The 23296-nt window shown below is 71.3% G+C and carries 19 protein-coding genes and 2 pseudogenes; 8 read left to right on the forward strand and 13 right to left on the reverse strand.

Annotated elements, in window-relative coordinates; all coding sequences use genetic code 11:
* Positions 1-4 precede the first annotated feature (4 nt).
* From P2424_RS06535 to P2424_RS06545, 3 genes are all read left to right on the forward strand, one after another.
* The gene (locus P2424_RS06535; RefSeq protein ID WP_276474835.1) at positions 5-970 is read left to right on the forward strand and encodes a dihydrodipicolinate synthase family protein; all 966 of its coding nucleotides are present in this window, start codon (positions 5-7) and stop codon (positions 968-970) included.
* The gene (locus tag P2424_RS06540) at positions 970-1971 is read left to right on the forward strand and encodes a proline racemase family protein (protein WP_276474836.1); all 1002 of its coding nucleotides are present in this window, start codon (positions 970-972) and stop codon (positions 1969-1971) included. Before P2424_RS06535 ends, P2424_RS06540 begins: the two co-directional genes overlap by 1 nt.
* 190 nt (positions 1972-2161) lie before the next feature.
* Positions 2162-2905 carry a maleylpyruvate isomerase family mycothiol-dependent enzyme gene (locus P2424_RS06545; RefSeq protein ID WP_276474837.1) on the forward strand — a complete coding sequence of 248 codons (744 nt, stop codon included), beginning with the start codon at positions 2162-2164 and terminating at the stop codon, positions 2903-2905.
* Here the strand turns inward: P2424_RS06545 and P2424_RS06550 are convergent.
* Positions 2853-4109, reverse strand: a complete 1257-nt coding sequence (locus tag P2424_RS06550) for a Cmx/CmrA family chloramphenicol efflux MFS transporter (RefSeq protein ID WP_276474838.1) — start codon at positions 4107-4109, stop codon at positions 2853-2855. The two genes, P2424_RS06545 and P2424_RS06550, sit on opposite strands and share 53 nt — an antisense overlap.
* A gap of 424 nt (positions 4110-4533) precedes the next feature.
* Here P2424_RS06550 and P2424_RS06555 point away from each other — a divergent pair.
* A pseudogene (locus P2424_RS06555) lies at positions 4534-4848 on the forward strand (ergot alkaloid biosynthesis protein); the annotation flags it as partial.
* Positions 4849-4869: 21 nt separating this feature from the next.
* Here the strand turns inward: P2424_RS06555 and dapA are convergent.
* Positions 4870-5871, reverse strand: a complete 1002-nt coding sequence (dapA, locus tag P2424_RS06560; protein WP_276474839.1) for a 4-hydroxy-tetrahydrodipicolinate synthase — start codon at positions 5869-5871, stop codon at positions 4870-4872.
* Between the two features lie 148 nt (positions 5872-6019).
* Positions 6020-6757 carry an SDR family oxidoreductase gene (locus P2424_RS06565; RefSeq protein ID WP_276474840.1) on the reverse strand — a complete coding sequence of 246 codons (738 nt, stop codon included), beginning with the start codon at positions 6755-6757 and terminating at the stop codon, positions 6020-6022.
* A 63-nt stretch (positions 6758-6820) separates the two neighbouring features.
* Here P2424_RS06565 and P2424_RS06570 point away from each other — a divergent pair, with 63 nt between their 5' ends.
* The gene (locus P2424_RS06570; RefSeq protein ID WP_276474841.1) at positions 6821-7384 is read left to right on the forward strand and encodes a MarR family transcriptional regulator; all 564 of its coding nucleotides are present in this window, start codon (positions 6821-6823) and stop codon (positions 7382-7384) included.
* A 155-nt stretch (positions 7385-7539) separates the two neighbouring features.
* On the opposite strand, the gene P2424_RS06575 is transcribed toward P2424_RS06570, so the two are convergent.
* Positions 7540-7893: a hypothetical protein gene (locus tag P2424_RS06575; protein WP_276474842.1), complete on the reverse strand. Its 354-nt coding sequence runs from the start codon at positions 7891-7893 to the stop codon at positions 7540-7542.
* 130 nt (positions 7894-8023) lie between these two features.
* Between P2424_RS06575 and P2424_RS06580 the strand changes: the two genes are divergently transcribed.
* Entirely contained in the window at positions 8024-8485 is a 462-nt protein-coding gene (locus P2424_RS06580) for a pyridoxamine 5'-phosphate oxidase family protein (RefSeq protein ID WP_276474843.1), read from the forward strand.
* Positions 8486-8714: 229 nt separating this feature from the next.
* Here the strand turns inward: P2424_RS06580 and P2424_RS06585 are convergent, their stop codons facing one another.
* From P2424_RS06585 to P2424_RS06595, 3 genes are all read right to left on the reverse strand, one after another.
* Positions 8715-9281: a hypothetical protein gene (locus P2424_RS06585; protein WP_276474844.1), complete on the reverse strand. Its 567-nt coding sequence runs from the start codon at positions 9279-9281 to the stop codon at positions 8715-8717.
* Positions 9278-9472 carry a hypothetical protein gene (locus P2424_RS06590; RefSeq protein ID WP_276474845.1) on the reverse strand — a complete coding sequence of 65 codons (195 nt, stop codon included), beginning with the start codon at positions 9470-9472 and terminating at the stop codon, positions 9278-9280. The genes P2424_RS06585 and P2424_RS06590 overlap by 4 nt, the downstream gene beginning before the upstream one ends.
* A gap of 330 nt (positions 9473-9802) precedes the next feature.
* A complete protein-coding gene (locus tag P2424_RS06595) occupies positions 9803-10045 on the reverse strand; it encodes a hypothetical protein (protein WP_276474846.1) in 243 nt (80 codons plus the stop codon).
* A gap of 626 nt (positions 10046-10671) precedes the next feature.
* On the opposite strand from P2424_RS06595, the gene P2424_RS06600 reads away from it, so the two are divergent.
* Together P2424_RS06600 and P2424_RS06605 are read left to right on the forward strand one after the other, a co-directional pair.
* The gene (locus P2424_RS06600; RefSeq protein WP_276474847.1) at positions 10672-11331 is read left to right on the forward strand and encodes a hypothetical protein; all 660 of its coding nucleotides are present in this window, start codon (positions 10672-10674) and stop codon (positions 11329-11331) included.
* On the forward strand, positions 11319-12425 hold the full coding sequence (locus P2424_RS06605) for a hypothetical protein (RefSeq protein ID WP_276474848.1): 1107 nt from the start codon (positions 11319-11321) through the stop codon (positions 12423-12425). Before P2424_RS06600 ends, P2424_RS06605 begins: the two co-directional genes overlap by 13 nt.
* Before the next feature lie 111 nt (positions 12426-12536).
* Here the strand turns inward: P2424_RS06605 and P2424_RS06610 are convergent, their stop codons facing one another.
* From P2424_RS06610 to mnhG, 6 genes and pseudogenes are all read right to left on the reverse strand, one after another.
* The gene (locus tag P2424_RS06610; protein ID WP_276474849.1) at positions 12537-14003 is read right to left on the reverse strand and encodes a glutamate synthase subunit beta; all 1467 of its coding nucleotides are present in this window, start codon (positions 14001-14003) and stop codon (positions 12537-12539) included.
* Positions 13996-18666 carry a glutamate synthase large subunit gene (gene gltB, locus P2424_RS06615; protein ID WP_276474850.1) on the reverse strand — a complete coding sequence of 1557 codons (4671 nt, stop codon included), beginning with the start codon at positions 18664-18666 and terminating at the stop codon, positions 13996-13998. Before gltB ends, P2424_RS06610 begins: the two co-directional genes overlap by 8 nt.
* 535 nt (positions 18667-19201) lie before the next feature.
* Complete coding sequence (locus tag P2424_RS06620) at positions 19202-20527, reverse strand: cytochrome P450 (protein ID WP_276474851.1); 1326 nt, start codon at positions 20525-20527, stop codon at positions 19202-19204.
* Positions 20527-21725: pseudogene (locus P2424_RS06625) on the reverse strand (cytochrome P450). The gene P2424_RS06620 and the pseudogene P2424_RS06625 overlap by 1 nt, the downstream one beginning before the upstream one ends.
* Positions 21726-22070: 345 nt before the next feature.
* Positions 22071-22802, reverse strand: coding sequence for a VIT1/CCC1 transporter family protein (locus P2424_RS06630; RefSeq protein ID WP_276474852.1), 732 nt, complete (start codon positions 22800-22802; stop codon positions 22071-22073).
* A gap of 103 nt (positions 22803-22905) precedes the next feature.
* Positions 22906-23292, reverse strand: coding sequence for a monovalent cation/H(+) antiporter subunit G (gene mnhG, locus P2424_RS06635; RefSeq protein ID WP_276474853.1), 387 nt, complete (start codon positions 23290-23292; stop codon positions 22906-22908).
* Between the last annotated feature and the right edge of the window lie 4 nt (positions 23293-23296).

A 23296-nucleotide genomic window follows, 5' to 3' on the forward strand; every position in this document is an offset into this window, starting at 1 on the left:
GCTCATGACCGGCGACAACCGAGCCGCCCGGCCCCAGCAGCCGCAGCGGAGCCCGCGGGGTCTCGGCGGTGTGCTGGTGGCCACCGCGCTGCCCTACCGCGAGAACGCCTCGGCCCCGGCGGGCCTGGCCGTGGACCACGACCGCTACGCCGCACACTGCCGGTGGCTGGTGGAGAGCGGCTGCGACGGCGTCGGGCCCAACGGCTCGCTGGGCGAGTACTCCTCCCTCACCGACCGGGAGCGCCGGGAGGTGGCCCGCACCGCCATCGAGGCGGTGAGTGGTACGGGCACCGTCGTCGTCGGGGTGCACGGTGTCGGCTCGCACCAGGCCCGCCGCTGGGCGGAGGCCGCCGCGGAGGACGGCGCGGACGGGGTGCTCTGCCTGCCGCCGACGATGTACCGCGCCAACCGGGGTGAGGTGCTGGCCCACTTCACGGAGGTGGCCGCCGTGGGTCTTCCGGTGATGGTCTACAACAACCCGATCGACACCAAGGTGGATCTCACCCCGGAACTGGTCGCGGAGATCGCGCAGATCGACAACGTCGTGGCCGTCAAGGAGTTCTCCGGGGACGTGCGGCGGGTGCTGGAGCTCAGGGAGCGGACCGCGGGAACCGGGCTGGAGGTGGTCAGCGGCGCCGACGACGTGGTGCTGGAGAGTGTGCTGATGGGTGCGACCGGCTGGTTCGCCGGGTTCCCCAACGTCTTCCCGGCCGAGTCGGCGCGGCTGTTCGAACTGGCCGCGGCGGGGAAGCTGGAGGAGGCGCGGGCCCTGTACGAGCCTCTGGTGGCCGCCTTCCGCTGGGATTCGCGCACCGAGTTCGTCCAGGCGATCAAGCTCGGCATGGAGCAGGTGGGCAGGTTCGGCGGGCCGTGCCGCCCGCCGCGCGGGCCACTGAGCCCGGCGCAGCGGGAGCAGGTCGAGGCCGACATGGCGCGCGCGGTCGCCGCACTCGCGCAGCGGGAGGCCTGATGCGCTCGGTCCGTTCGCTCAGTGCCGTCGACTCGCACACCGAGGGCATGCCGACCAGGGTCGTGACCGGCGGGGTGCCGCCGATCCCGGGTGCCACCATGGCCGAGCGCCGCCGCTGGGCTGTCGCGCACCTGGACGAGCTGCGCAGGTTCCTGGTGGACGAGCCGCGCGGGCACCCGGCGATGAGCGGCGCGCTGCTGCAGCCGCCGCTGCACCCGCAGGCCGACTGGGGTGTGGTCTACGTCGAGGTGAGCGGCTTCCTGCCGATGTGCGGACACGGCACCATCGGGGTGGCGACGGTGCTGGTGGAGACCGGCATGGTGGAGGTGACCGAGCCCGAGACCACGGTCCGGCTGGACACCCCCGCCGGTCTGGTGGAGGCGCGGGTGACCGTACGGGACGGAGCGGCCGAGCGGGTCACGCTGCGGAACGTGGACGCGTTCGCGCTGGAGCTGGACGCCGCCGTCCGGGTGCCGGGGCTGGGCGAGGTCGGCTACGACATGGCGTACGGCGGCAACTTCTACGCCATCACCGAACTCGACCGGCTCGGCCTGCCGTTCGACCGGGCACGGAAGGACGACATCCTCGCCGCGGGCCTCGCCCTGATGGACGCCGTAAACCAGCACAACCGGCCGGTTCACCCGGCCGATCCCGCGATCGGCGGCTGCAAGCATGTGCAGTTCCTGGCACCGGGCTCGGACGGGCGGCACTCGCGCAACGCCATGGCCATCCACCCCGGCTGGTTCGACCGCTCGCCCTGCGGCACCGGCACCTCGGCGCGGATGGCGCAACTGCACGCCCGCGGCGCGCTGCCGCTGCACACGGAGTTCGTGAACGAGTCGTTCATCGGCACCCGGTTCACCGGGCAGCTGCTGGAGACCACCGAGGTCGGCGGAGTACCCGCGGTCGTACCGGAGTTCTCCGGCCGCGCCTGGATCACCGGCATGGCCACCTATCTGCTCGACCCCCGGGACCCGTTCCCGCACGGCTTCGTCCTCTAGCCGACCGGACCGAACACGGGACCAGCCGACTGCCCCACCGCCGGACAGCGGGACCACCGGCCCGCCGGCCGGAAGTCGACCGGAGCTGCGGGTCGTCTTTCCGGCTGCGGTCGGGGCGGTCCGCCGGCGGCGGGATCGCTCGCAGCTGAACGCCGTGACAAAGGCGGTGCCCAGCGGGCAGGCTCGGGGCATGGAGAGACCTGAGTTCATCGAAGTCCTGGGCAAAGAGGCCCAGTTGTTCGCCGACGCGGTCGGCCGGGCCGAGCCCGGCACGCCGGTGCCGACCTGCCCGGAGTGGACCGTGCGGGACCTGGCCCTGCATCTGGGTACGGTGCACCGCTGGGCGGCCGGGATGGTGCGTGAGGGCCGCACGGAACCCGTACGGCCCTCGTCGCCGGCCGGACTGGCCGACGAGGCGCTCGCGCCCTGGCTGCGGGAGGGCGCCGAACTGCTGGTCGAGGTACTGGAGGCGGCGCCCGAGGACCTGGAATGCTGGACGTTCCTGCCCGCCGGGTCCGCCGCGGCCTTCTGGACCCGCAGGCAGGCCCACGAGACGGCGGTGCACCGGGTCGACGCCGAGGCGGCACTCGGGGCGCCCCTCTCCCCGCTGCCCGCCGGGTTCGCCGCCGACGGGGTCGACGAGCTGCTGTGCGGATTCTATCCGCGGGGCGGCACACCGGAGGGCTTCGCCTCCGATCCCCGCACCCTGCACCTCCGGGCGACGGATGTCGCCGGCGCCGCCTGGACCGCGGTCCTGGGCGACCCGGCGCGGGCGGAGCGCGCCACCGCGCCGCCGTCCGCGCCGGACTGCGTGTACGAGGGCACGGCACAGGACCTCTACCTCGCCCTGTGGAACCGGCTCCCGCTCTCGGAGCTGACCCTCAGTGGTGAGGTGTCCGTGGCGCACCGCTGGCGGGAGGTGTTCCGGCTGTGACCGCTGCCGCTGCCCGACGCCGCCGGATCGCGCCCCGGGTGGCGACGGCCTGCGCCGCCCCGCCCACCGCCCATGCGAGCAGCACCAGGAGGGCGCTGATCCACAGCGGGCCGCGGTAGCCGGATCCGCTGCTCAGCGCGAGGCCCCCGGCCCAGGGGCCCAGCGCAGCACCGACGTTGAGCGCCGCCGTCGCGAAACCGCCCGCGAGGGAGGGCGCCTCGGCGGCGGCGTACAGCGCCTGGGAGATCAGTGTGGAGCCGACGGCGAACGACAGCACGCCCTGGACCGGCACGAGGACGACGGCCGCGTACGGGTGCCCGGCTGTCAGCCCGAACAGGGCCCACCCGAGCGATAGTGCGGCGCCGGCCGCGACCAGCAGCCGCAGCGGATACCGGTCGGCGAGTCGGCCCGCGGCGGCGGTGCCCAGGAAGGAGCCGAGGCCGAAGAGGGCCAGCAGTCCCGGCACCCAGCCGTCCGCGAACCCGGCCACCTCGGTGAGCAGCGGAGCGAGGTAGGTGAAGGAGCAGAAGGTGGCGCCGTTGACCAGGGCGCCCAGCAGCAGTGTCACCAGCAGCCGCGGCTCGCGCAGAGCCCGCAGTTCCCGGCGGACGCCGGTGTTCGGTGCGGCTGCCGGGTGCGCCGGCCGCGGTGGGTCCGGCCGCGCTCCGGGCAGCGAGCGGACGAGGGCCGCGAGGGCCGGCGTCGAGAGCACCGCCACGGCCCAGAACGCCGTGCGCCACCCCCATGCCTGCCCCAGCAGAGCTCCGGCGGGCACTCCGGCGACGCAGGCGAGCGTGACCCCACCGAGCAGCACGGAGACGGCCCGCCCCTTGGCGTCGGGCGGCACCATCGCGGCCGCGGCGGCCAACGCGACGGCGAGGAACCCTGCGTTGGCCAGCGCCCCGACCACCCGGGTGGCGACCAGGACGGCGAAGCTCGTCGTGGACGCACCCACGACATGGGCCAGCAGGAACACGCTCAGGAAGCACAGCAGTGCCCCCCGCCTGTCCCAGCGGCTGCCGAGGGCCGCCATCAGCGGCGCGCCCACGACCATTCCGACGGCGAACGCCGAGGTCAGCGACCCGGCCGCCGCGAGAGACACCCCCATTCCGGCGGCGATGTCCGGCACGATCCCGGACAGCATGAACTCCGACATCCCCTGCGCGAAAACCGCCAACGCAAGTACGTACAGCACGAAAGGCATGAAACCCGCAATCCTCACTCGGATCGGAAAGGACGGCGGCAGGCGCGCGGCACCGGTGGCGGGGCCTGACGGAGGCAGCCTGAGCAGGCTGCACGGCGCCTCGTGCGGAGGCGCGTGGGTCAGGAGTGAGTCGGCCCGGCCGGGCGCATGGCGGCACTGCCGCGGAACAGCGCGGGGCACGGCGATCCGGTGGCGTGCGGCCGACGCGGACGGCGCGGGACAGCCACCGGAGAACCGGTGGCTAGCGTCTGGACGCCTCGGGGCTGGACATGCCCGCACTGTAACCGTGCGGGGCGCCGCGCTCCACGGGTTTTCCGGGCGGCCTCGCACGGGACGGGCGGTGCTGGGGGGGCAGGCGCGGCAGGCGGCACGGCCGTCGGGGCGCCGGCCGCCCGGAGGCGGGTGTTCAGCCGTCTGCGGGACCGTCCACGCGCTGGCCGACCCCCGCTCCCCGAACACCGACCTGATCCTCACCGGCCCGCAGGCGCTCTCCTACGACGACGTCGCCGCCGTCCTCAGCCGCGTCACCGGCCGCACCGTCACCCATCGGAAGCTCACCGGCGGCCAACTGCGCGACCGGCTGGCCGAGTCCCTGCCCACCACTTTCGCGACGCTGCTCGCCGGGCTGGACCGGGCCATCGCCGAGGGCGCCGAGGACCGCACCACCGACACCGTGCAGCACCTCACCGGCCGCCCGGCGGGCACTTTCGCCGCCTTCGCCGAACGAGAGCTGGCCTGAGCAACGTTCGCGGCAGGAGCGTCACAGGTTGCCCACGTAGGATGCCGCCGCCCCGGCGCCGACGGCGGGTTCGGGTACGGCCGCGGATGCGTCGGCAGCGGCACGGTCCGGCGCCCCGGTCTCCGCTTCGGCTTCGCCCTCGGCACGGGCCAGGAGCGCGAGCAGCCGCGCCGTCAGCCCGGCATCCGCGTCCAGGAGCGGGCCGCGTACCGGCCCCGCGGGCAGACCCCGCGCGTCGAGCAGCGCCTTCACCGCGACCGTACCCGGCTGCCCGGTCATCACCGCCTCCGTCAGCGGGGCGAGTGCGCGATGGCGGCGGGCCGCCAGGACCCGGTCTCCCGCGTCGTACGCGTCGAGCACCCCGCACACCAGCGGCGCCGCGATGTTGGCGACCGTGCTCACGCACCCCGCGCCGCCGATCGCCCGCAGCGGCAGCGCGAACTCGTCGCAGCCCGCGTAGTAGGCCAGCCCCGTCTCCGCCATCACCCGCGAGGACTTCAGCAGGTCGTAGGCGCAGTCCTTCACGCCCCGGATCCGCGGGTGCGCCGCCAGCCGCAGCAGGCTCCCGGTGGTGAGGGCGGTCCCGGTACGGCCGGGGATGTCGTACAGCATCACGGGCAGCCCGGTGGCGTCGGCGACGGTGCGCAGATGGTGGACCACGGCCTCCTGCGTGGGGCGCGAGTAGTACGGCGTCACCACCAGGAGGCCGTCCGCACCGCACGCTTCGGCGTCCCGGGCGAGCGCGGCAGTGTGGCGGGTGTCGCTCGAACCGACCCCCGCCACGATCCGGGCCCGGCCCCCCACCTCCGCCGCCACGGCACGCACCAGCGCGCTCTTCTCCTCGTGCGAGGTGGTCGGCGACTCCCCCGTCGTCCCGCTGAGCACGAGAGCGTCGCAACCCCCCTCGTCCACCAGCCGCACGGCGAGCCGCCGTGCGCCCTCGATGTCCAGCTCCCCCGTCTCGTCGAAGGGGGTGACCATGGCAGCTGCGACACGCCCGAACGGGCCTGTGGAGATCGGCATGCCAGGAGTGTGCGGGCGTCCCCGCCCGCGGGACCATTCAATTGCCGTGAACCCGTGGGATCAGCAGCGCTTCACGGTGCGGCGGAACCCGCACGCGGCGGGGCGGCCGTCCGGACCCGCACCGAGGACGGGACCCGGGCCCGCGCGGTCAGCGGGTGCCTCGCTCCCCGCCGTTGACGTTGAGCACCTGCGCGGTGATGTCGCGTGCCGCGGGCGAGGCCAGGAACGCGACGGCGCCTGCGATGTCCTCCGGGCGGCCCGGGCGGCCGACCGCGGTGGAGGCGATGAGGTGAGCGCGCCGCTCGGGGGTGAGGTGGTCGCCGAAGAACTCCGTGTCGGCCACGTATCCCGGTGCGACGACGTTCGCCGTGATGTCGCGCGCGCCCAGCTCACGGGCCAGGCCGAGGTTCCAGGAGGCGAGCCCCGCCTTGGCCGCGCCGTAGGCGCCCGCACCCTTGTCGGCCGCGATGGAACCGATACTGACGACAGCGCCGCCCTCGGCCAGCCGGTCCTCGACCGCCTTGGTCGTCAGCGCCGCGGTCAGCAGATTGGCGTCCAGATTGGCGCGGAAGCTCCGGGCGAACCGTGCCAGGGGGTTGAGCGCGGGATCCCCGGCCTCTTCCGCCGGGCCGAAGTCGGTGTTCCCGCCCGCGTTGTTGACGAGTACGTCGAGCCGCTCGGGCAGCGACGGCAGCAGCCGGGCCACCGCCTCCGGGTCGGTGTGGTCGCAGACCACGGCCTGTGCGCCGATCCGTTCGGCGGCCGCCGCCAGCGGAGCCTGCCGCCGCCCGGTCAGCACGACCGTGTCCCCCTGCTCCGCGAAGTGCCGCGCCACGGCAGCCCCGATGCCTGTCGCACCACCGGTGACCAGGATGCCGCGTGCCATAGAGTGTCCTCCGGATTCATTCAGGGCTAAATTTAGAACTAAACGTAGCGCGGAGAAGCGGACATGGCAAGCGACGAGCACCCACTGGACACCCCGACCGACTACCCGGTGGCGGACATCGCCGCCGCATGGGAACGCGAGCGTCCAGGTACCCCCGTCTCCTCGATCGGCATCGTCACGCCACTGTGGCGACTGGCCAAGCTCTTCGCCGACGACCGCCGCCGGGTACTCGCCCGCGCGGACGTCGACGTCGCCACTCTGGACCTGCTCAGCATGCTGCGGCGGGCGGGCGAACCGTACGCCCTCACCACCCGCGACCTGGCGGACCGCTCCATGGTCACCGCCGGCGCCATCTCCCAGCGGGTCACCCGGGCCGAACAGGAGGGGCTGGTCACCCGCCGCCCCGGCGAGGGCCGCCGCCGGTCGGTCGTCGTGGAATTGACCACCGCCGGACACCGGCTGGTCGAGTCCACCGTCGACCAGGTACTCACCCGTGAGGCCGAACTGCTGACGGGCCTCGCACCGGACCAGCAGGAGCAGCTCACCGGGTTGCTGCGGGTGCTCCTGCAGGACGTGCAGCACCGGTTGAACGACCACCGGCTGACCCAGGTGGGCGAACAGGAGTGACCAGCGACCAGGCGTACTTCCACGAGCGTGGGCGACGTCAGGCCTGCCTGATCACGGCGAGGAGAGAGGTACGGCAGAGTCCGACAGGGCCGGCCGGCAACAAGAGTGCCTCGCGGGCGGTGCGGGACCACTCGGCTCCTGGCCCGCCGCCGCTCTCACACGGCAATCGGAACCCAAGGCATCGCCTCACGCCATCCCCCGCGGTCGTACGCCCAGTCGATCATCACCTTGGCGATCGGCGCCGGACCGACCATCTCGTGGGGCCTGGGGACATGGGCCTGGAAGTGCTTGTCCGCGCTGCCTTCGCGGTACTCCACCTGGTAGCTCATGTCGTCGTTCAGACACACCTGCATGTAGTGCTGATCCACAGGCTCGAGGTCGAGCCTTTCCAAGATCACGAACCGGTGCCGCAGATTCATGTCCGCCAGCAGATCGTGCAGAACTTCCTCGCTCGGATCGTCCACCGCACGCCCGTCGTCTTCGATCGCCCGCAGTACTGGTTGCGCCATGCTCGCGACTCTACTGATCCACCACGGGTCACCCACCCACCCGTGCCCTTCCCGAGAAGGGGCCTCGGTCCGCGGGAGTAGGCCCCTCGCCTCATGTGCGCTTCGCTGCCGCTGGCTAGAGTCGCCGCCCATGCAGACCACGGGAACGGATCGCCGGGAGACGGCGGAACGCAGGCGCGACACTCTGGACCGGCTGACCACCGAACGGGACATCTGGGTGTCGACAGCACATCCTGAGTACGGCCCGCACCAGGTGCCGCTGTGGTTCTCATGGGACGGGCAGGCGGTGTGGATGTGCACCGGTGCCGCGTCCGCGACGGCGCGGAACGTCCGCGCCGAGCCGCGGGTGCGCCTGGCGCTGCCCGACACCTTCGACGTGGTGCTGCTCCAGGGCGCGGCGGAGTGCTTCCCGGACCAGGACGTCCCCGGCGACGCGGCCGATGCCTTCGCCACCGAGTTCGGCTGGGACCCGCGCAGGGAAGAAGAGCCCTTCGTCTACCTGCGTGTGGCGCCGAAGACCGTGCGCGCGTGGCGCGGCGAGCCGGAACTGCGCGGCCGGGTCATCATGCGCGACGGGACGTGGCAGGGCTAGCCTTCTCGCCGGCCCCGGCCCGGCCCCGGCCCGAGGACCGGACTCGGGGCACCTTCGGCCCCTCCCCCGTCCGGGGAGCGGTCCCGGCACCTCCCGCGTCCGCGCCGCACGCTCAGTCCGCCGTCCCGGCCGCCAACTCGCAGGCATGCGCGTACTCCCGCACCAGTGGGCGGCGGTCATCGGCACGCCAGGCCAGGACGTGAAGGCAACGTGCGGGGAGGCAGGGCAGCTACCGGTGGAAGACGATACTCGGGCAGGTGTCGGGGTCCGTTTCCACGAACAGATCGGGCTTGTTCCGGGTGCCGCCGATTTCCAGATACTGCGGCTCGGTGGGCATTCGTTGCTCGGGGGTGCCGCTGAGGAAGTCGAGCTTGATCTGGCGGAACTCTTCTCCACCGGTGGTCTCCTCCTTGCGGAACTCCCAGGTTCCCTCACCCTGGAACTCCTTGCCGGCAGGGCCGTTCTCGCCCAGTTCCTCCAGCGAGATCGCCCAATTCTTCACCCGTACTGAGCCGACCTGAGCCGTACGCCCTTCGGGATACCGGGTGGAGGCGTGCCCCAGGGTGAGGCGCATGCCGTGCGGGCCCTGGTAGTCCCCGTTCAGGTCCCTGGCGCGCACGGTGGTGCTCGACCTGGGACACGGGCCCGAAGCGTCGTCCAGGACAGTGCAGGAGCTCAGGGTGACCAGAGCGCACGCGGCCACCGCTGCCGTCTTGTGGGACACCGTGCCGCTCGGCCTTCGTGTGGGGACAGCCGAGCCGTGCGTCGTCATGGAAGCCATCGTTTCAGTGCTCATCCGGAGCTTCGAAGCGGGGCGGGTGGATGCGCTCCGTCCATGTCATCTTTTCGTGGATGCCGGTGCCGGCCCTCGTCCCGCAAGGGCTTCATCAGCTCCTTGTGGATCCGGCCGGGCAGACCGTCGATGGCGGTGATGACCTCTTTCCACTTCTGGACCAGGTCCGTAAGAACCGAGAAGTCAGTGGTCATCAACTCGTGATAGAAGTCTTCGTCCCTCATCGGTCGTACTCGTCAATCGCCGAACGACGCGGGGCCACGGGCGGCAGGGCCGGGCCAACAGGGCCAGGTGAGGGGACGCCGTGCCGCCCCGGCTGCCGCAACACCTTCTCCAAGTCGGCCCTGGCACCGTGGTCCTGAGTCTGGTACGCCCTCTTGGCGTCCCGCAGGCTCTGCTCGATCCTTGCCCAGCCACGCAGCCACGTTCCCGGCCTGGATCTCCCACTGCTCGTGTGACTTTCGCAGCCCCTGGGCGGCAGTCCAGCCCTCGAACTCAGTCGCCGCCGTGCCCGTGGACGTCTCCTACGAAGCCGCGGCCTCGTAGAAGGCCGTGTGGATCTCCCCAGCGCTGGTAGCGCCCTTGGCCAGCACGCTGTGGGTAACGTTCAATTGGGGCTTGAGGATCGAGCCACCGCCCGGCTGCCGGGGAAGGAGATCGCCTTCTTCCCGCGGCGGTTCGAGCATGCCCTGCTCACCCGGCGGAACCGGCGGTCCCGACGCCGGCTCCGGCAGCTCGCTGTCGCCTTTTGACTCCGAACCACTCACGTCCGCACCGTCCCCATCTCAGACTCCCCCGCCCACCACAGAACCGCTGCCCCCTCGCGGATTCGGCCACAGCTGTCACCAGGCCCAATCCTCGGAGATCCAGGAAGCGGTGATAGCACAGAAGTGCTCAGGTCCTTCTCCAAACAGCACGTTCAGTGACACGAAGTGCCGCTTCGCTGATCATTTTGTCAGGCGAGTATCGGCAAGGCTGTCGTCCCCCGACCCCGTCGCGGTCGGTCGCTCAACGCTACGAGGCGCAGTTCCTTCGCCGCGACCAGGTCACCACGGCGAATCGGACGAACGGCCTCGCTCCCAGCCTGGCTCATCCGCCCACCCTATGACCGGGGTCTGACAGGAAGCCCTGCCGTCTCCCAGGCCCGTGCCGACTGCCGGGGCTCCGCCCACCCTCTCGGCCTCGAACGGGAACCCGCCGAGTGACCTGCCGCGTGTTCTCCGACATGACGTGCAGCACCAGTCGAATGACCACCAGTTGACACAGACAGGAGAACTGCGGTGACTATCAGGGACTGTCGGCACTCCTTTCACTGTAGTAACTTTAAGTGATCAAAACTGCGGGTGATTCGAACCGCCGTCACCCACGGACAGAGAGCTGAGAGAACGTGCGCATGAACAAGCAGGCCAGCACGGCGATGTGGACCGCAGCGGCCCTCGCCGCGTCCCTCCTCCTGGGCGCGTGCGGGAGCGACGGCGGGTCGGACGGAAAGATCGACGGCGCCGACGACGGCGCCAAGAAGACGAGCAAGTCGTTCTCTCCGTCGCAGAGTTCGGATGCCCCCGGCCACCGGGAACCGGAGGACATCAAACTGGCGAAGGACGCCAAGAACGTCTTCGAGGAAGCCGAGACGGGCAACCCCGAGAAGGACGCGGTCCTGGCCGACAACCAGGCACGGATCAACGCGATCGACCGGGTCATCACCACGGGGAAAGACCCGAACCTGGTGAAGGTCTACGCCAAGGAGCAGTCACTGCTCGCCTCGAACAAGTACATCCTCGAAGCGAAGAAGGACCAGCAGAGCTGGGCCGGTGTTACGCGCTACTACGACCAGAGGGTCGAACTGGAGAGCGACACCGTAGCGCAGATCTACTTCTGCATCGACGAAAGCAAGGCCAAGAACAAGCTTCTCAAGACGGGGAAACTCGAACCGAACAACGGGGGCGACTTGAACTACATCTTCACCCGACTCCGAATGGAGCGGAACAAGGACGGAGTATGGCAGGCGACGTCAGGTCACGAGACCGCGAAGGCCAAGAAATGCATGGAGTGATTCGCAAGAACTCGATCATCGCGCTGACGACGGGACTTCTCCTCGCGGCCTCCGCCACCGCGCACGCGGACCCGAAGGGCTCCGGCGCGAGCAGAGCTTCGGGCGGAACCGACGGCGCCGACATCACCGCCAAGGTCTCGCACATCCGGATCGTCCAGGGCGACAGCAAGGGTGGCGGGAAGACGGTCAAGCTGGACCCGAAGGATCCCGACTGGGAAGCCCCGGCCTGCTGGTACGAGCCGAAGACGACGCCCAAGGAGCTCAAGAAGAAGATCGAGGACGCCAAGCCGGAGAAGCGGGAGGAGAAGGACGGGAAGAAGGACTCCGGCACGATCTTCGACGATCTCGAGGAAAGCAACCAGAAGGCGTCGGACGCGCTCTCGGAGCAGGTCGTCAACCTCTACGAGAACTACTACCAGACCGACAAGTACGACGACTACAACATGGACCAGCAGGGCAAGGGCTACTTCTGGGAAGGCGTGCGCAACCCCGACCGGGCGGACGATCCCGAGGCTGACGCGTGCAGCGAACACGCCATCTGGGTGCCGAAGGGGGATCCGCCCGAGGACATGCCGCTGGCCGTCAGCCCGAAGATCCTCGCGCAGTACGCCTACGAGCAGCTCCCCATCCCGGAAACGGAACTGTCGTTGAACCCCGACGGCAAGCAGACCGTCAACCTCGACACCTGGGTATGGCTGGACCGGAGCAGGTTCAAGCCGGTGAAGGCGGTCGCCGAACTCGATCTCATCGACGGGACCAGGCTCTCCGCGACCACCACCGCCACACCCGAGTCGCTGACCCTCGAACCCGGCACCGGCGACGCGAAGACCTATCCCGCTTCGGGAAAGTGCGAGTTCAAGAACGGCGCACTGGGTGAGAAGTACTCCGCCGGGAAGAAGGACCGCACACCGCCCTGCGGCCTCCGGTATCTGAGGGCCACCGGCGAGAACAGTTCCTACACGCTGAAGGCCACGCTCACCTGGAAGGTGGCGTGGAAGAGCACCGAGGACCCGGGGGGCACGTTCCCGTCGGGCACCTTCAGCACCACGAAGAACCTCACCGTGAAGGAGATCCAGTCCATCGTGCGTGACTGAGCCGTCAGCGGCGCGGACGCAGTGCGGCGCCTGCCACAAACCCGGTCGGGGACTGGCAGGCGCCGCTTCGTCCGTACGCCCTTGTACGGAAGTTCGGGGTGGTGCCCCGCCTCAGACCGCCAAGGCGCGGTCCGTGGGGCGGACGGGGGCGTGCAGGGTGCTGTGCTCGCCGGTGAGGTGGCGGTCGACGGCCTTGGCCGCCGAGCGGCCCTCGGCGATGGCCCAGACGATGAGGGACTGGCCCCGGCCGGCGTCCCCGGCGACGTAGACGCCGGGGACGTTGGTGGCGTAGTCGCCGTCCCGTGCGATGTTGCCGCGGGCGTCGAGTTCCACACCGAACTGCTCGACCAGCCCGTTCTCCCGGTCGACACCGGTGAAGCCCATGGCCAGGGTGACCAACTGGGCCGGGATCTTCCGCTCGGTGCCGGGCTTGGGCTCCAGCTTGCCGTCCACCATCTCGACCTCCACCAGGTGGAGCCACTGGACGTTGCCGTCCTCGTCGCCTTCGAAGTGGGTGGTGTTGACGGAGTAGACCCGCTCGCCGCCCTCCTCGTGGGCGCTGGTGACCTTGTAGAGCAGCGGGAACGTGGGCCACGGCTGGCGGCCCGGGTCCCGGTCCTCGCCCGGCTTGGGCATGATCTCCAGCTGGGTGACGGAGGCGGCGCCCTGGCGGTGCGCGGTGCCCACGCAGTCGGCACCGGTGTCGCCGCCGCCGATGACGACGACGTGCTTGCCCTCGGCGCTGATCGGGGAGACGGTCAGGTCTCCCTCCTGCACCTTGTTGGCCAGCGGCAGGTACTCCATCGCCTGGTGCACGCCGTTCAGCTCGCGGCCGGGCACCGGCAGGTCGCGGGCGGTGGTGGCGCCGGCCGCCACGACGACCGCGTCGTAGCGCTTGCGGAGCTTCTTCGCGTCGATGTCGCGGCCGATCTCCGTCTCGGTGCGGAATTTGGTGCCTTCCGCGCGCATCTGCTCGATACGGCGGTTGATGTGCCGCTTCTCCATCTTGAACTCGGGGATGCCGTAGCGCAGCAGTCCGCCGATGCGGTCGGCCCGCTCGTAGACCACGACGGTGTGTCCGGCCCGGGTGAGCTGCTGGGCGGCGGCCAGGCCCGACGGGCCGGAGCCGATGACGGCGACGGTCTTGCCGGAGAGGCGCTCGGGCGGCTGCGGGGTCACGTCCCCGTTCTCCCACGCCTTGTCGATGATGGAGACCTCGACGTTCTTGATGGTGACGGCCGGCTGGTTGATGCCCAGCACGCACGCCGACTCGCACGGGGCGGGGCAGAGCCGCCCGGTGAACTCGGGGAAGTTGTTGGTCGCGTGCAGCCGCTCGGAGGCGGCCTCCCAGTCGCCGCGGTAGGCGTAGTCGTTCCACTCGGGGATGAGGTTTCCCAGCGGACAGCCGTTGTGGCAGAAGGGGATGCCGCAGTCCATGCAGCGCCCGGCCTGCTTGCTGACGATGGGCAGCAGGGAGCCGGGGACGTAGACCTCGTTCCAGTCCTTGACCCGCTCCTCGACGGGACGGGTCTTCGCGACCTCGCGGTCGGTGTGCAGGAAGCCCTTGGGGTCAGCCATTGGTCGCCGCCTCCATCATCTTCTCGTGGGTCTCGGACTCGCTGAGTCCCGCGCGCTCGGCGGTGTCCTTGGCGGTGAGCACAGCCTTGTACGTGGCGGGCAGCACCCGGCTGAAGCGGCTGAGCGCTCCGTCGGGGCCGTCCCAGTCGGCGAGGAGCTTGGCGGCCACGGTGGAGCCGGTCTCCTCCTGGTGGCGTCGCACGACCTCGTGCAGCCACGTCTTGTCCTCGTCGGTCAGTTCCTCCACGGCGCCGCGCAGTCCGGCGTTCACGTTCGACAGGTCCAGGTCGATGACGTAGGCGGTGCCGCCGGACATCCCGGCGCCGAAGTTGCGGCCGGTGCCGCCGAGGACGACGGCCGCGCCGCCGGTCATGTACTCGCAGCCGTGGTCCCCCACGCCTTCGGAGACCACCAGGGCGCCGGAGTTGCGGACGCAGAAGCGTTCGCCGACCCGGCCGCGCAGGAAGATCTCGCCGCCGGTGGCGCCGTAGGCGAGGGTGTTGCCCGCGATGGTGGAGTACTCGGCGAGGTGGTCGGCGCCCCGGTCGGGGCGGACGATCAGCCGGCCGCCGGAGAGGCCCTTGCCGACGTAGTCGTTGGCGTCGCCCTCCAGCCGCAGCGTGATGCCGCGCGGGACGAAGGCGCCGAAGGACTGGCCCGCGGAGCCGGTGAAGGTGAGGTCCACGGTGTCGTCGGGCAGCCCGGCTCCGCCGAACTTCTTGGTGACCTCGTGGCCGAGCATGGTGCCCACGGTGCGGTTGACGTTCCGGATCGCGACCTGGGCCCGGACCGGCTGCGCCTGCTCGGCGGTGTCGGCCTGCAGCGCGTCGGCCGCCAGCTTGACGAGCTGGTTGTCGAGCGCCTTCTCCAGACCGTGGTCCTGAGCGGTGGCCTGGTGCAGCACCGCGCCCTCGGGGAGCTCGGGGACGTGCAGCAGCGGTGCCAGGTCGAAGCCCTGGGCCTTCCAGTGGGTCACGGCGCGCGAGGTGTCGAGCAGCTCCGCGTGCCCGATGGCCTCGTCCAGGGTGCGGAAGCCCAGCTCGGCGAGGAGTTCGCGGACCTCTTCGGCGATGAACTCGAAGAAGTTGACGACGTACTCGGCCTTGCCGCTGTAGCGGTCGCGCAGCACCGGGTTCTGGGTGGCGATGCCGACCGGGCAGGTGTCCAGGTGGCAGACGCGCATCATCACGCAGCCGGAGACCACCAGCGGCGCGGTGGCGAATCCGAACTCCTCGGCGCCGAGCAGCGCGGCGATGACGACGTCGCGGCCGGTCTTGAGCTGGCCGTCGGTCTGCACGACGATCCGGTCGCGCAGCCCGTTGAGCAGCAGCGTCTGCTGAGTCTCGGCCAGACCCAGCTCCCAGGGGCCGCCCGCGTGCTTGAGCGAGGTCAGCGGGGAGGCGCCGGTGCCGCCGTCGTGGCCGGAGATGAGGACGACGTCGGCGTGGGCCTTGGAGACGCCCGCCGCGACCGTGCCCACGCCGACCTCGGAGACCAGCTTCACGTGCACGCGGGCCCGCGGGTTGGCGTTCTTGAGGTCGTGGATGAGCTGGGCGAGGTCCTCGATCGAGTAGATGTCGTGGTGCGGTGGCGGCGAGATGAGGCCGACGCCCGGGGTGGAGTGCCGGGTCCTGGCCACCCACGGGTAGACCTTGTGGCCGGGGAGCTGGCCGCCCTCGCCGGGCTTGGCGCCCTGGGCCATCTTGATCTGGATGTCGTCGGAGTTGACGAGGTATTCGGAGGTGACGCCGAACCTGCCGGAGGCCACCTGCTTGATCGCGGAGCGCCGGGCCGGGTCGTAGAGCCGCTCGGGGTCCTCGCCGCCCTCGCCGGTGTTGGACTTGCCGCCGAGCTGGTTCATGGCGACGGCCAGCGTCTCGTGCGCCTCCTGCGAGATGGAGCCGTAGGACATGGCGCCGGTGGAGAACCGCTTGACGATCTCGCTCGCCGGCTCGACCTCCTCGACGGGGATCGAGGGCCGGTCGCTCTGGAAGCCGAACAGGCCGCGCAGGGTCATCAGCCGCTCGGACTGCTCGTCGACCCGCTGGGTGTACTGCTTGAAGATGTCGTAGCGGCGCCGGCTGGTGGAGTGCTGGAGGCGGAAGACGGTCTCCGGGTCGAACAGGTGCGGTTCGCCCTCGCGGCGCCACTGGTACTCGCCGCCGATGTCCAGCAGCCGGTGTGCGGGGGCGATGCCGGAGGAGGGGTACGCCTTGGCGTGCCGGGCGGCCACCTCCTTGGCGACGACGTCGATGCCGGCCCCGCCGATCTTGGTGGTGGTGCCGTGGAAGTACGCGTCGACGAACGAGGCGTCCAGGCCGACGGCCTCGAAGACCTGCGCGCCGCGGTAGGAGGCGACGGTGGAGATGCCCATCTTGGACATCACCTTCAGCACCCCCTTGCCCAGGGCGTAGATCAGGTTGCGGATGGCCTCCTCGGCCGGCAGCTCCGCGGCGCCGGGCAGGAAGGTGCCGGCCCGGACCAGGTCCTCGACCGACTCCATGGCCAGGTACGGGTTGACCGCGGCGGCGCCGTACCCGATGAGCAGCGCGACGTGGTGCACCTCGCGGACGTCACCGGCCTCGACCAGCAGCCCCACCTGGGTGCGCTGCTTGGTGCGGATGAGGTGGTGGTGCACCGCCGAGGTGAGCAGCAGGGACGGGATCGGCGCGTGTTCGGCGTCCGAGTGCCGGTCGGACAGCACGATGAGCCGGGCCCCGGACTCGATCGCCGTGTCGGCCTCCGCGCAGATCTGCTCGATGCGGGCCGCGAGGCCGTCCCCTCCTTCGGCGACGCGGTAGAGCCCGGAGAGCGTGGCGGACTTGAAGCCCGGCAGGTCGCCGTCGGCGTTGATGTGGATGAGCTTGGCCAGCTCGTCGTTGTCGATGACGGGGAACGGCAGGGTGACGCTGCGGCAGGAGGCTGCCGTCGGCTCCAACAGGTTGCCCTGCGGGCCCAGCGGCGAGTGCAGCGAGGTGACCAGTTCCTCGCGGATCGCGTCCAGCGGCGGGTTGGTGACCTGCGCGAACAGCTGGGTGAAGTAGTCGAAGATCAGCCGGGGCCGGTCCGAGAGCGCCGCGATCGGCGAGTCGGTGCCCATGGAGCCGATCGGCTCGGCGCCGCTGCGGGCCATCGGGGCGAGCAGGACGCGCAGTTCCTCCTCGGTGTAGCCGAAGGTCTGCTGACGGCGGGTGACCGAGGCGTGGGTGTGCACGATGTGCTCGCGCTCGGGCAGATCGGCGAGTTCGATGAGCCCCGCGTCCAGCCACTCCTGGTAGGGGTGCTCGGCGGCGAGCTGGGCCTTGATCTCGTCGTCCTCGATGATGCGGCGCTCGGCGGTGTCGACCAGGAACATCCGGCCGGGCTGGAGGCGCCCCTTGCGCACGACCTTGCCCGGGTCGATGTCCAGGACGCCGACCTCGGAGGCCAGGACGACGAGGCCGTCGTCGGTGACCCAGTACCGGCCCGGACGCAGCCCGTTGCGGTCCAGCACGGCGCCGACCTGGGTGCCGTCGGTGAAGGTGACACAGGCGGGGCCGTCCCAGGGCTCCATCATCGTGGAGTGGTACTGGTAGAAGGCGCGCCGCGCGGGGTCCATCGAGTCCTGCGACTCGGCGCTCTCCCACGCCTCCGGGACCATCATCAGCACCGAGTGCGGCAGCGAGCGGCCGCCCAGATGCAGCAGCTCCAGCACCTCGTCGAAGGTGGCCGAGTCGGAGGCGCCCGGCGTGTTGATGGGGAAGATCCGCTCCAGGCTCCCCTGGTCGCCGCCGTCCTTGCGGCCGGCGGAGCCGAACAGCTCGGAGTGCAGCTGGGACTCACGGGCCCGCATCCAGTTGCGGTTGCCCTGCACGGTGTTGATCTCGCCGTTGTGCGCGACGAACCGGTAGGGGTGGGCCAGCGGCCAGCTCGGGAAGGTGTTGGTGGAGAAGCGGGAGTGCACCAGCGCGATGGCGGTGGCGAACCGGCGGTCCGACAGGTCGGGGAAGAACGGCTCGAGCTGCCCGGTGGTCAGCATGCCCTTGTAGACGAGGGTGCGCGAGGACAGCGACGGGAAGTAGACGCCCGCCTCGCGCTCGGCGCGCTTGCGCAGCACGAACGCGAGCCGGTCCAGAGCGACGCCCTCGACCTTGCCCTGCGCTCCCCCGGCCTCGGGCCGCGAGCTGTCTCCGGCGACGAAGAGCTGCCGGAAGGTGGGCATGGTGGCGCGGGCCCCCGGGCCGAGCAGCTCGGGGGCGACCGGCACCTCGCGCCAGCCGAGGACGGTCAGCCCCTCCTCGGCCGCGAGTGTCTCGATCTGCGAGACGGCCGCCGAGGTGGCCGGTGCCTCGCCGCTCTCCTCCTCGCCGGGCAGGAAGGCGATACCCACCGCGTAGGAGCCCTGCTCGGGCAGCGCGAAGGGGACGCTCTCGCGGAGGAAGGCGTCGGGGATCTGCAGCAGGATGCCGGCGCCGTCACCGGTGTCCGGGTCCGACCCGGTGGCGCCCCGGTGCTCGAGGTTGCGGAGCACGGTCAGCGCCTGTTCGACCAGCTCGTGGCTGGGCTCACCGGTCAGGGTCGCCACGAAGCCGACGCCGCAGGCGTCGTGCTCGTATCGGGGGTCGTACATCCCCTGCTTGGCAGGGTGGTGGGCGGCCCAATCCGCTGTCGGCACAGCACGCATCGGCTCTCCCGTCGTCTCGTGGCAGTGGTACGTCTCGTGGCAGTGGTACGTACCGAGGGACGACGTTGGCCCTCATGTGGCAAAAATTTTCGTGCAGGTTACATGGTGGCGCACTTCCCGGAAAGTGGAAGACGCATCTCACCATACGAACACCGGGCGCGACCGTGTCAGCGCGCCGACGAGGGTGGCCCTTATGGGGCCGGACCAGACCTGCACAGGGGGTTCGGGGTGGGTCACCCCGAGTGACGAGCGGCTCTCTCTCGCACGCAGGCGTCGTTGCCGGCGGCGTTACGGACTACTGCCCCGCCTCACGCAAGATGAAACCGCCGAGTAACACGTGGATCATGTGTCGCCCTGTGCGGAGCCCCACCGCAGGGCCTCCGCTCCCTCAGAAACCCCAGGGACCACCACGTCTCCCGCCTCCTCCCTGTCCGGCGACCGCCCGGGGGCTTTCGTGTGCGGGAGCGCCCCCTGGGCAGTGAGCGTGGGGAACGCACCCCGCACACGGGGACGCGCCCCCGCGGGGGGAGGACCGTCAGCGCACACCCAGCCGTATCGGAAGGGACTCCAGCTCGTTCTGGGTGAGCACCGGCCGATTGCGCGTCTCCGCGGCAGCGGCAGCGCCGAGCGCGGGGAACCGCTCGAAGAGGGCGGGCAGCGCGACGGACGCCTCCAGCCGGGAGAGGCCCGCGCCGGGGCAGATGTGCGGTCCGTGCCCGAAGGCCAGGTGTCGGATGGGTAGGGGGCGGCGCACGTCGAAGCGGTCGGCGTCCTCGCCGTGCTGCGTCCGGTCGCGGCCGATGGCCCGGTAGGACATGGCGACCCCTTCGCCTTCCCGGATGACGGCGCCGCCGGTGCCGACCTCGATGTCCGAGGTCGCGAACCGCAGCAGCAGATGGGTGGAGGGCGACTCCCAGCGCAGCGTCTCCTCGATGACTGCGTCCCAGCCGACCTGGCCGTCGAGCACCAGGCGCAGCTGGTCCGGATGGATGAGCAGGGCCCGCACCGCACACAGGATCAGGGTCACCGTGGTCTCGTGCCCGGCCGCGACCATGGCCTCCAGGTTGCCCCGTACCTCTTCGGCGGTCAGCGGCTCGCCGCCCTCGTCGGCGAGGATGAGGGCGCTGGTGAGATCGTCGCCGGGGGACGCGGTCTTGTGCCGGACCATGTCGTGGCAGAGCTCGTCCAGCTCCCGCAGCACCGCGAGCCGCTCCTGCTGCGGGGTCAGGGTGGAGAAGAATGCCTCGTACAGGTGGTGGAGCCGCGGCTCCAGCGCGGGATCGACGCCCATCAGCGAGCAGACCACCGACATGGGCAGTGGCTGCGCGAAGGCGGACTTCAGGTCGATCGGCTCGTCCGGCTCCTCGGCGGCGTGCGCGGCCATCGCGTCCAGTAGTCGGGCGGTGACGCGTTCGACGACGGGGCGCAGCTCTTCCAGCCGGCGCGGGGTGAGCGCCTGCGCCGTCTTGGCGCGCAGGCGCCGGTGCTCGGCCCCGTCGACGGTGAACATGGAGCGGCCCGCGTCGACCATGCCGATCAGCGGCCAGCTCTCGTCGATGTCGCCGTCGCGCCACAGGTTCCAGCGGGTGATGTCCTTGACCAGTCGGGTGTCGGTGAGGAGCCGGCGAGCTTCGGCGTGGGTGGTGACCGTCCACACCTCGGCGCCCACCAGGTCGATCCGGGCGAGCGGTCCGGCGGTCCGCAGCGCCTCGGTCTCGGCGGCGAGGCTGCCGACCAGCGGGTCGATGGTGATCGGGCATCCCGGGGTGCCGGGCGCCGCTCCCCCGTCCGCCGGGCAGGTGCCGGGAGCCGGGCCGCCGGGCCGGGGTTCGCTCGCCAGGGGCTGTGCGTCGCCGTTCATCAGCGTCCTCCGTAGGGGGGTGTGGGCGCGAAGCGGACGGGCAGGACCGTCATTCCGCGCAGGAAGGGCGAGGGGCGCCGGGCCAGGGTTCGGGGCGCGACGGCCAGGTCGAGGTCGGGCAGCCGGTCGAGCAGCACCTCGATGCCGGTGCGGGCGATGACCTCGGCGATCTCCTGTGCCGGGAAGGGGCACCGGTACTCGCCGTGGCTGAAGGCGAAGTGGGCGAAGTTGCCTTCGCGCGGGCGGTCCGCGCCGTGCGGCGCGTGCGCGGCCGGGTCGCGGTTGGCGCCGGCGAGTCCCAGCAGGAGCAGGTCGCCGCGGGCGATCGTGCGGCCCGCCAGCCGGGTGTCGCGTGCGGCCCAGCGGCCGGCCAGGATCTGGGTGGGGGTGTCCTCCCGGAGCACTTCGTTCATGGCCTCGGGGACGGTGTGCCGTCCTCCGGAGAGCGAGGCGGCGAAACGGTCGTCGGTGAGCATGAGGCGCACCGAGTTGCCGATCCAGTCGGCGGTCGGCAGGAACCCGGCGGAGGTGACGGCCATGAGGTTGAGGACGTACGCCTCGTCGGTGAACTCCGCGGGGTGGGCCAGCATGGCGGAGAGTACGTCGGCTCCGGGCGCCGCGTGCCTGCGGGCGACGAGCCGCCGCATGAGGGAGAGCGCGTGTTCGAACCCGGCGAGCGCGTCGGGGCCGCCGTCGGCCATGTCGGTGAGGGAGCGGATCAGTTCCGGGCCGTCGGAGTCGGGGAAGCCCAGGATGCGGGCCAGGGTGAGGAGGGGCAGCGGTTTGGCGTAGGCGGAGACGATCTCGGACTCGCCCGCGCCGCAGAAGCTGTCGATGAGCCGGTCGGCGATCTCCTCGGTGGTGCGGCGGAGTTCGACGTGGTGCACGCCCTCCAGCGCGTCCTGGACCATGGCCAGGTGGCGGCGGTGCTCCTCGCCGACGGTGAAGTAGACGGAGGGCTGCGGGGTGCCGATCATCGGGCGCAGCGGCCAGTCCTCGGGGAGGTTCCCCACTGGTTTTACAGGCCCTGGTCCCGGGGGAAGAGCGTGGGGTCGCCGGTGACCTGGTGGAGTTCCCAGTAGCCGATGACGAGCCAGGCGGGTACGTCGCCGGGGAGGGTGACGGGGACGACGGGCCCGTGGTCGCGGCGCATGTCCCGGTAGACGGCCTCCAGGTCGGTGTGGAAGCGGGGACCCATGAGCGGTACGGCGCCGGGTGCGGTCCGGGCGCCCGTCGCGGCGGGGCAGCCGCGGGGCTCCGCGGGAGGGGGGCCGGATACCACGGGGCCGGGTGCGGGATCGTAGGGCTGGGGCTGACGGGTTTAGGTCGCAACTCCCCTGCGGGCGGTGGCACTTGGTGGTCTCAGGTGTCACTTCGCGCACAGCCTAGGCAGTTTCCCGATCAGTGGGGACCGTTCCCGACGATCGGCGACCGTTCGACGCCCTGATGCGTTCCGCCACAGGTACGCCCCGGCGCGCGGTGCGCCGGGGCGGCGGGGACGGCGCCGGGCTCGGGCCTCGCCCGCCCGCCGCGCCCCGCGGGGTCAGCCGACCGCGACTCCGAACAGGGCGCCCAGGCCGTAGGTGACAGCCGCGGCGGCGGCGCCGAGGGTGAGTTGGCGCAGGCCGCTGAACCACCAGCTCCGGGCAGTGACCCGGGCGACGACCGCACCGCAGACGAACAGCCCCAGCAGGGCGCACAGCACGGCGGGCCACAGCACGGTGGTCCCGAAGAGGTAGGGCAGCACCGGGAGCACGGCGCCCACGGCGAAGGAGAAGAACGAGGAGACGGCGGCGACGGTCGGAGAGGGCAGGTCACCGGGGTCGACGCCGAGTTCTTCCCGGGCGTGGATCTCCAGCGCCTGCTCCGGGTCGCGGTGCAGTTGCTCGGCGACCTTCCCGGCCAGCTCGGGGTCGACTCCGCGGGACTCGTACAGCGCTGCCAGTTCCTTGATCTCCGCACGCGGGCTGCGCCCCAGCTCGCGCCGCTCGATCTCCAGTTCGGCCTGGACGAGTTCGCGCTGCGAGGCGACGGAGGTGTACTCGCCGGCGGCCATGGAGAAGGCACCGGCCGCCAGCCCGGCGAGGCCCGCGATGACGATGGTCTGGGAGGAGGCGGCACTGCCGGCGACGCCGGTCATCAGACCGAGGTTGGAGACCAGCCCGTCCATCGCTCCGAAGACGGCGGGCCGCAGCCAGCCGCCGTTGACATCGCGGTGGGTGTGGTTGTCGCGGTGCGCGACGTGAGTCGGGTCGGTGACTCCGGCGAGGGACATGGCCGGTACGGCTCCTTCACTTCGAACAGCGGGCGCACGGCGCGCCCTCCTGTTCGAAGCGTAGGCACGAAGCGCCGTCCGCTGCCAGCAAGGAAGGCCGAACTTACCCACTTGACCTGCGGCTTTCCTCCGAGCCCTGGTCGGCTGCCGCACGCAGCGCCTCCGCCAGCTCGTCTCGGACCAGGTCCTCGCGATCCAGCCGCCCGGTCCGGTAGGCGGCTCGGCCCACCATGTGCGCGGCCACCGGGGAGGTCAGCAGTTGGAACAGGCCGACGAGCAGCAGGGTGCACAGGTCGATGAGGCTGCGCAGCCACAGTCCGGCACCGAGCAGGACCAGCAGCAGCCCGAAGGACTGGGGCTTGGTCGCGGCGTGCATCCGGGCCAGCACGTCCGGCAGCCGCACCATGCCGATCCCGGCCAGCAGGCAGAGCAGCCCGCCCGCCAGCATGCAGACGGCACCCACCACGTCCGCCACGCCCGTCCAGCTCATCGGT

Source organism: Streptomyces sp. WMMB303 (assembly GCF_029351045.1).
Taxonomy (GTDB): Bacteria; Actinomycetota; Actinomycetes; order Streptomycetales; family Streptomycetaceae; genus Streptomyces.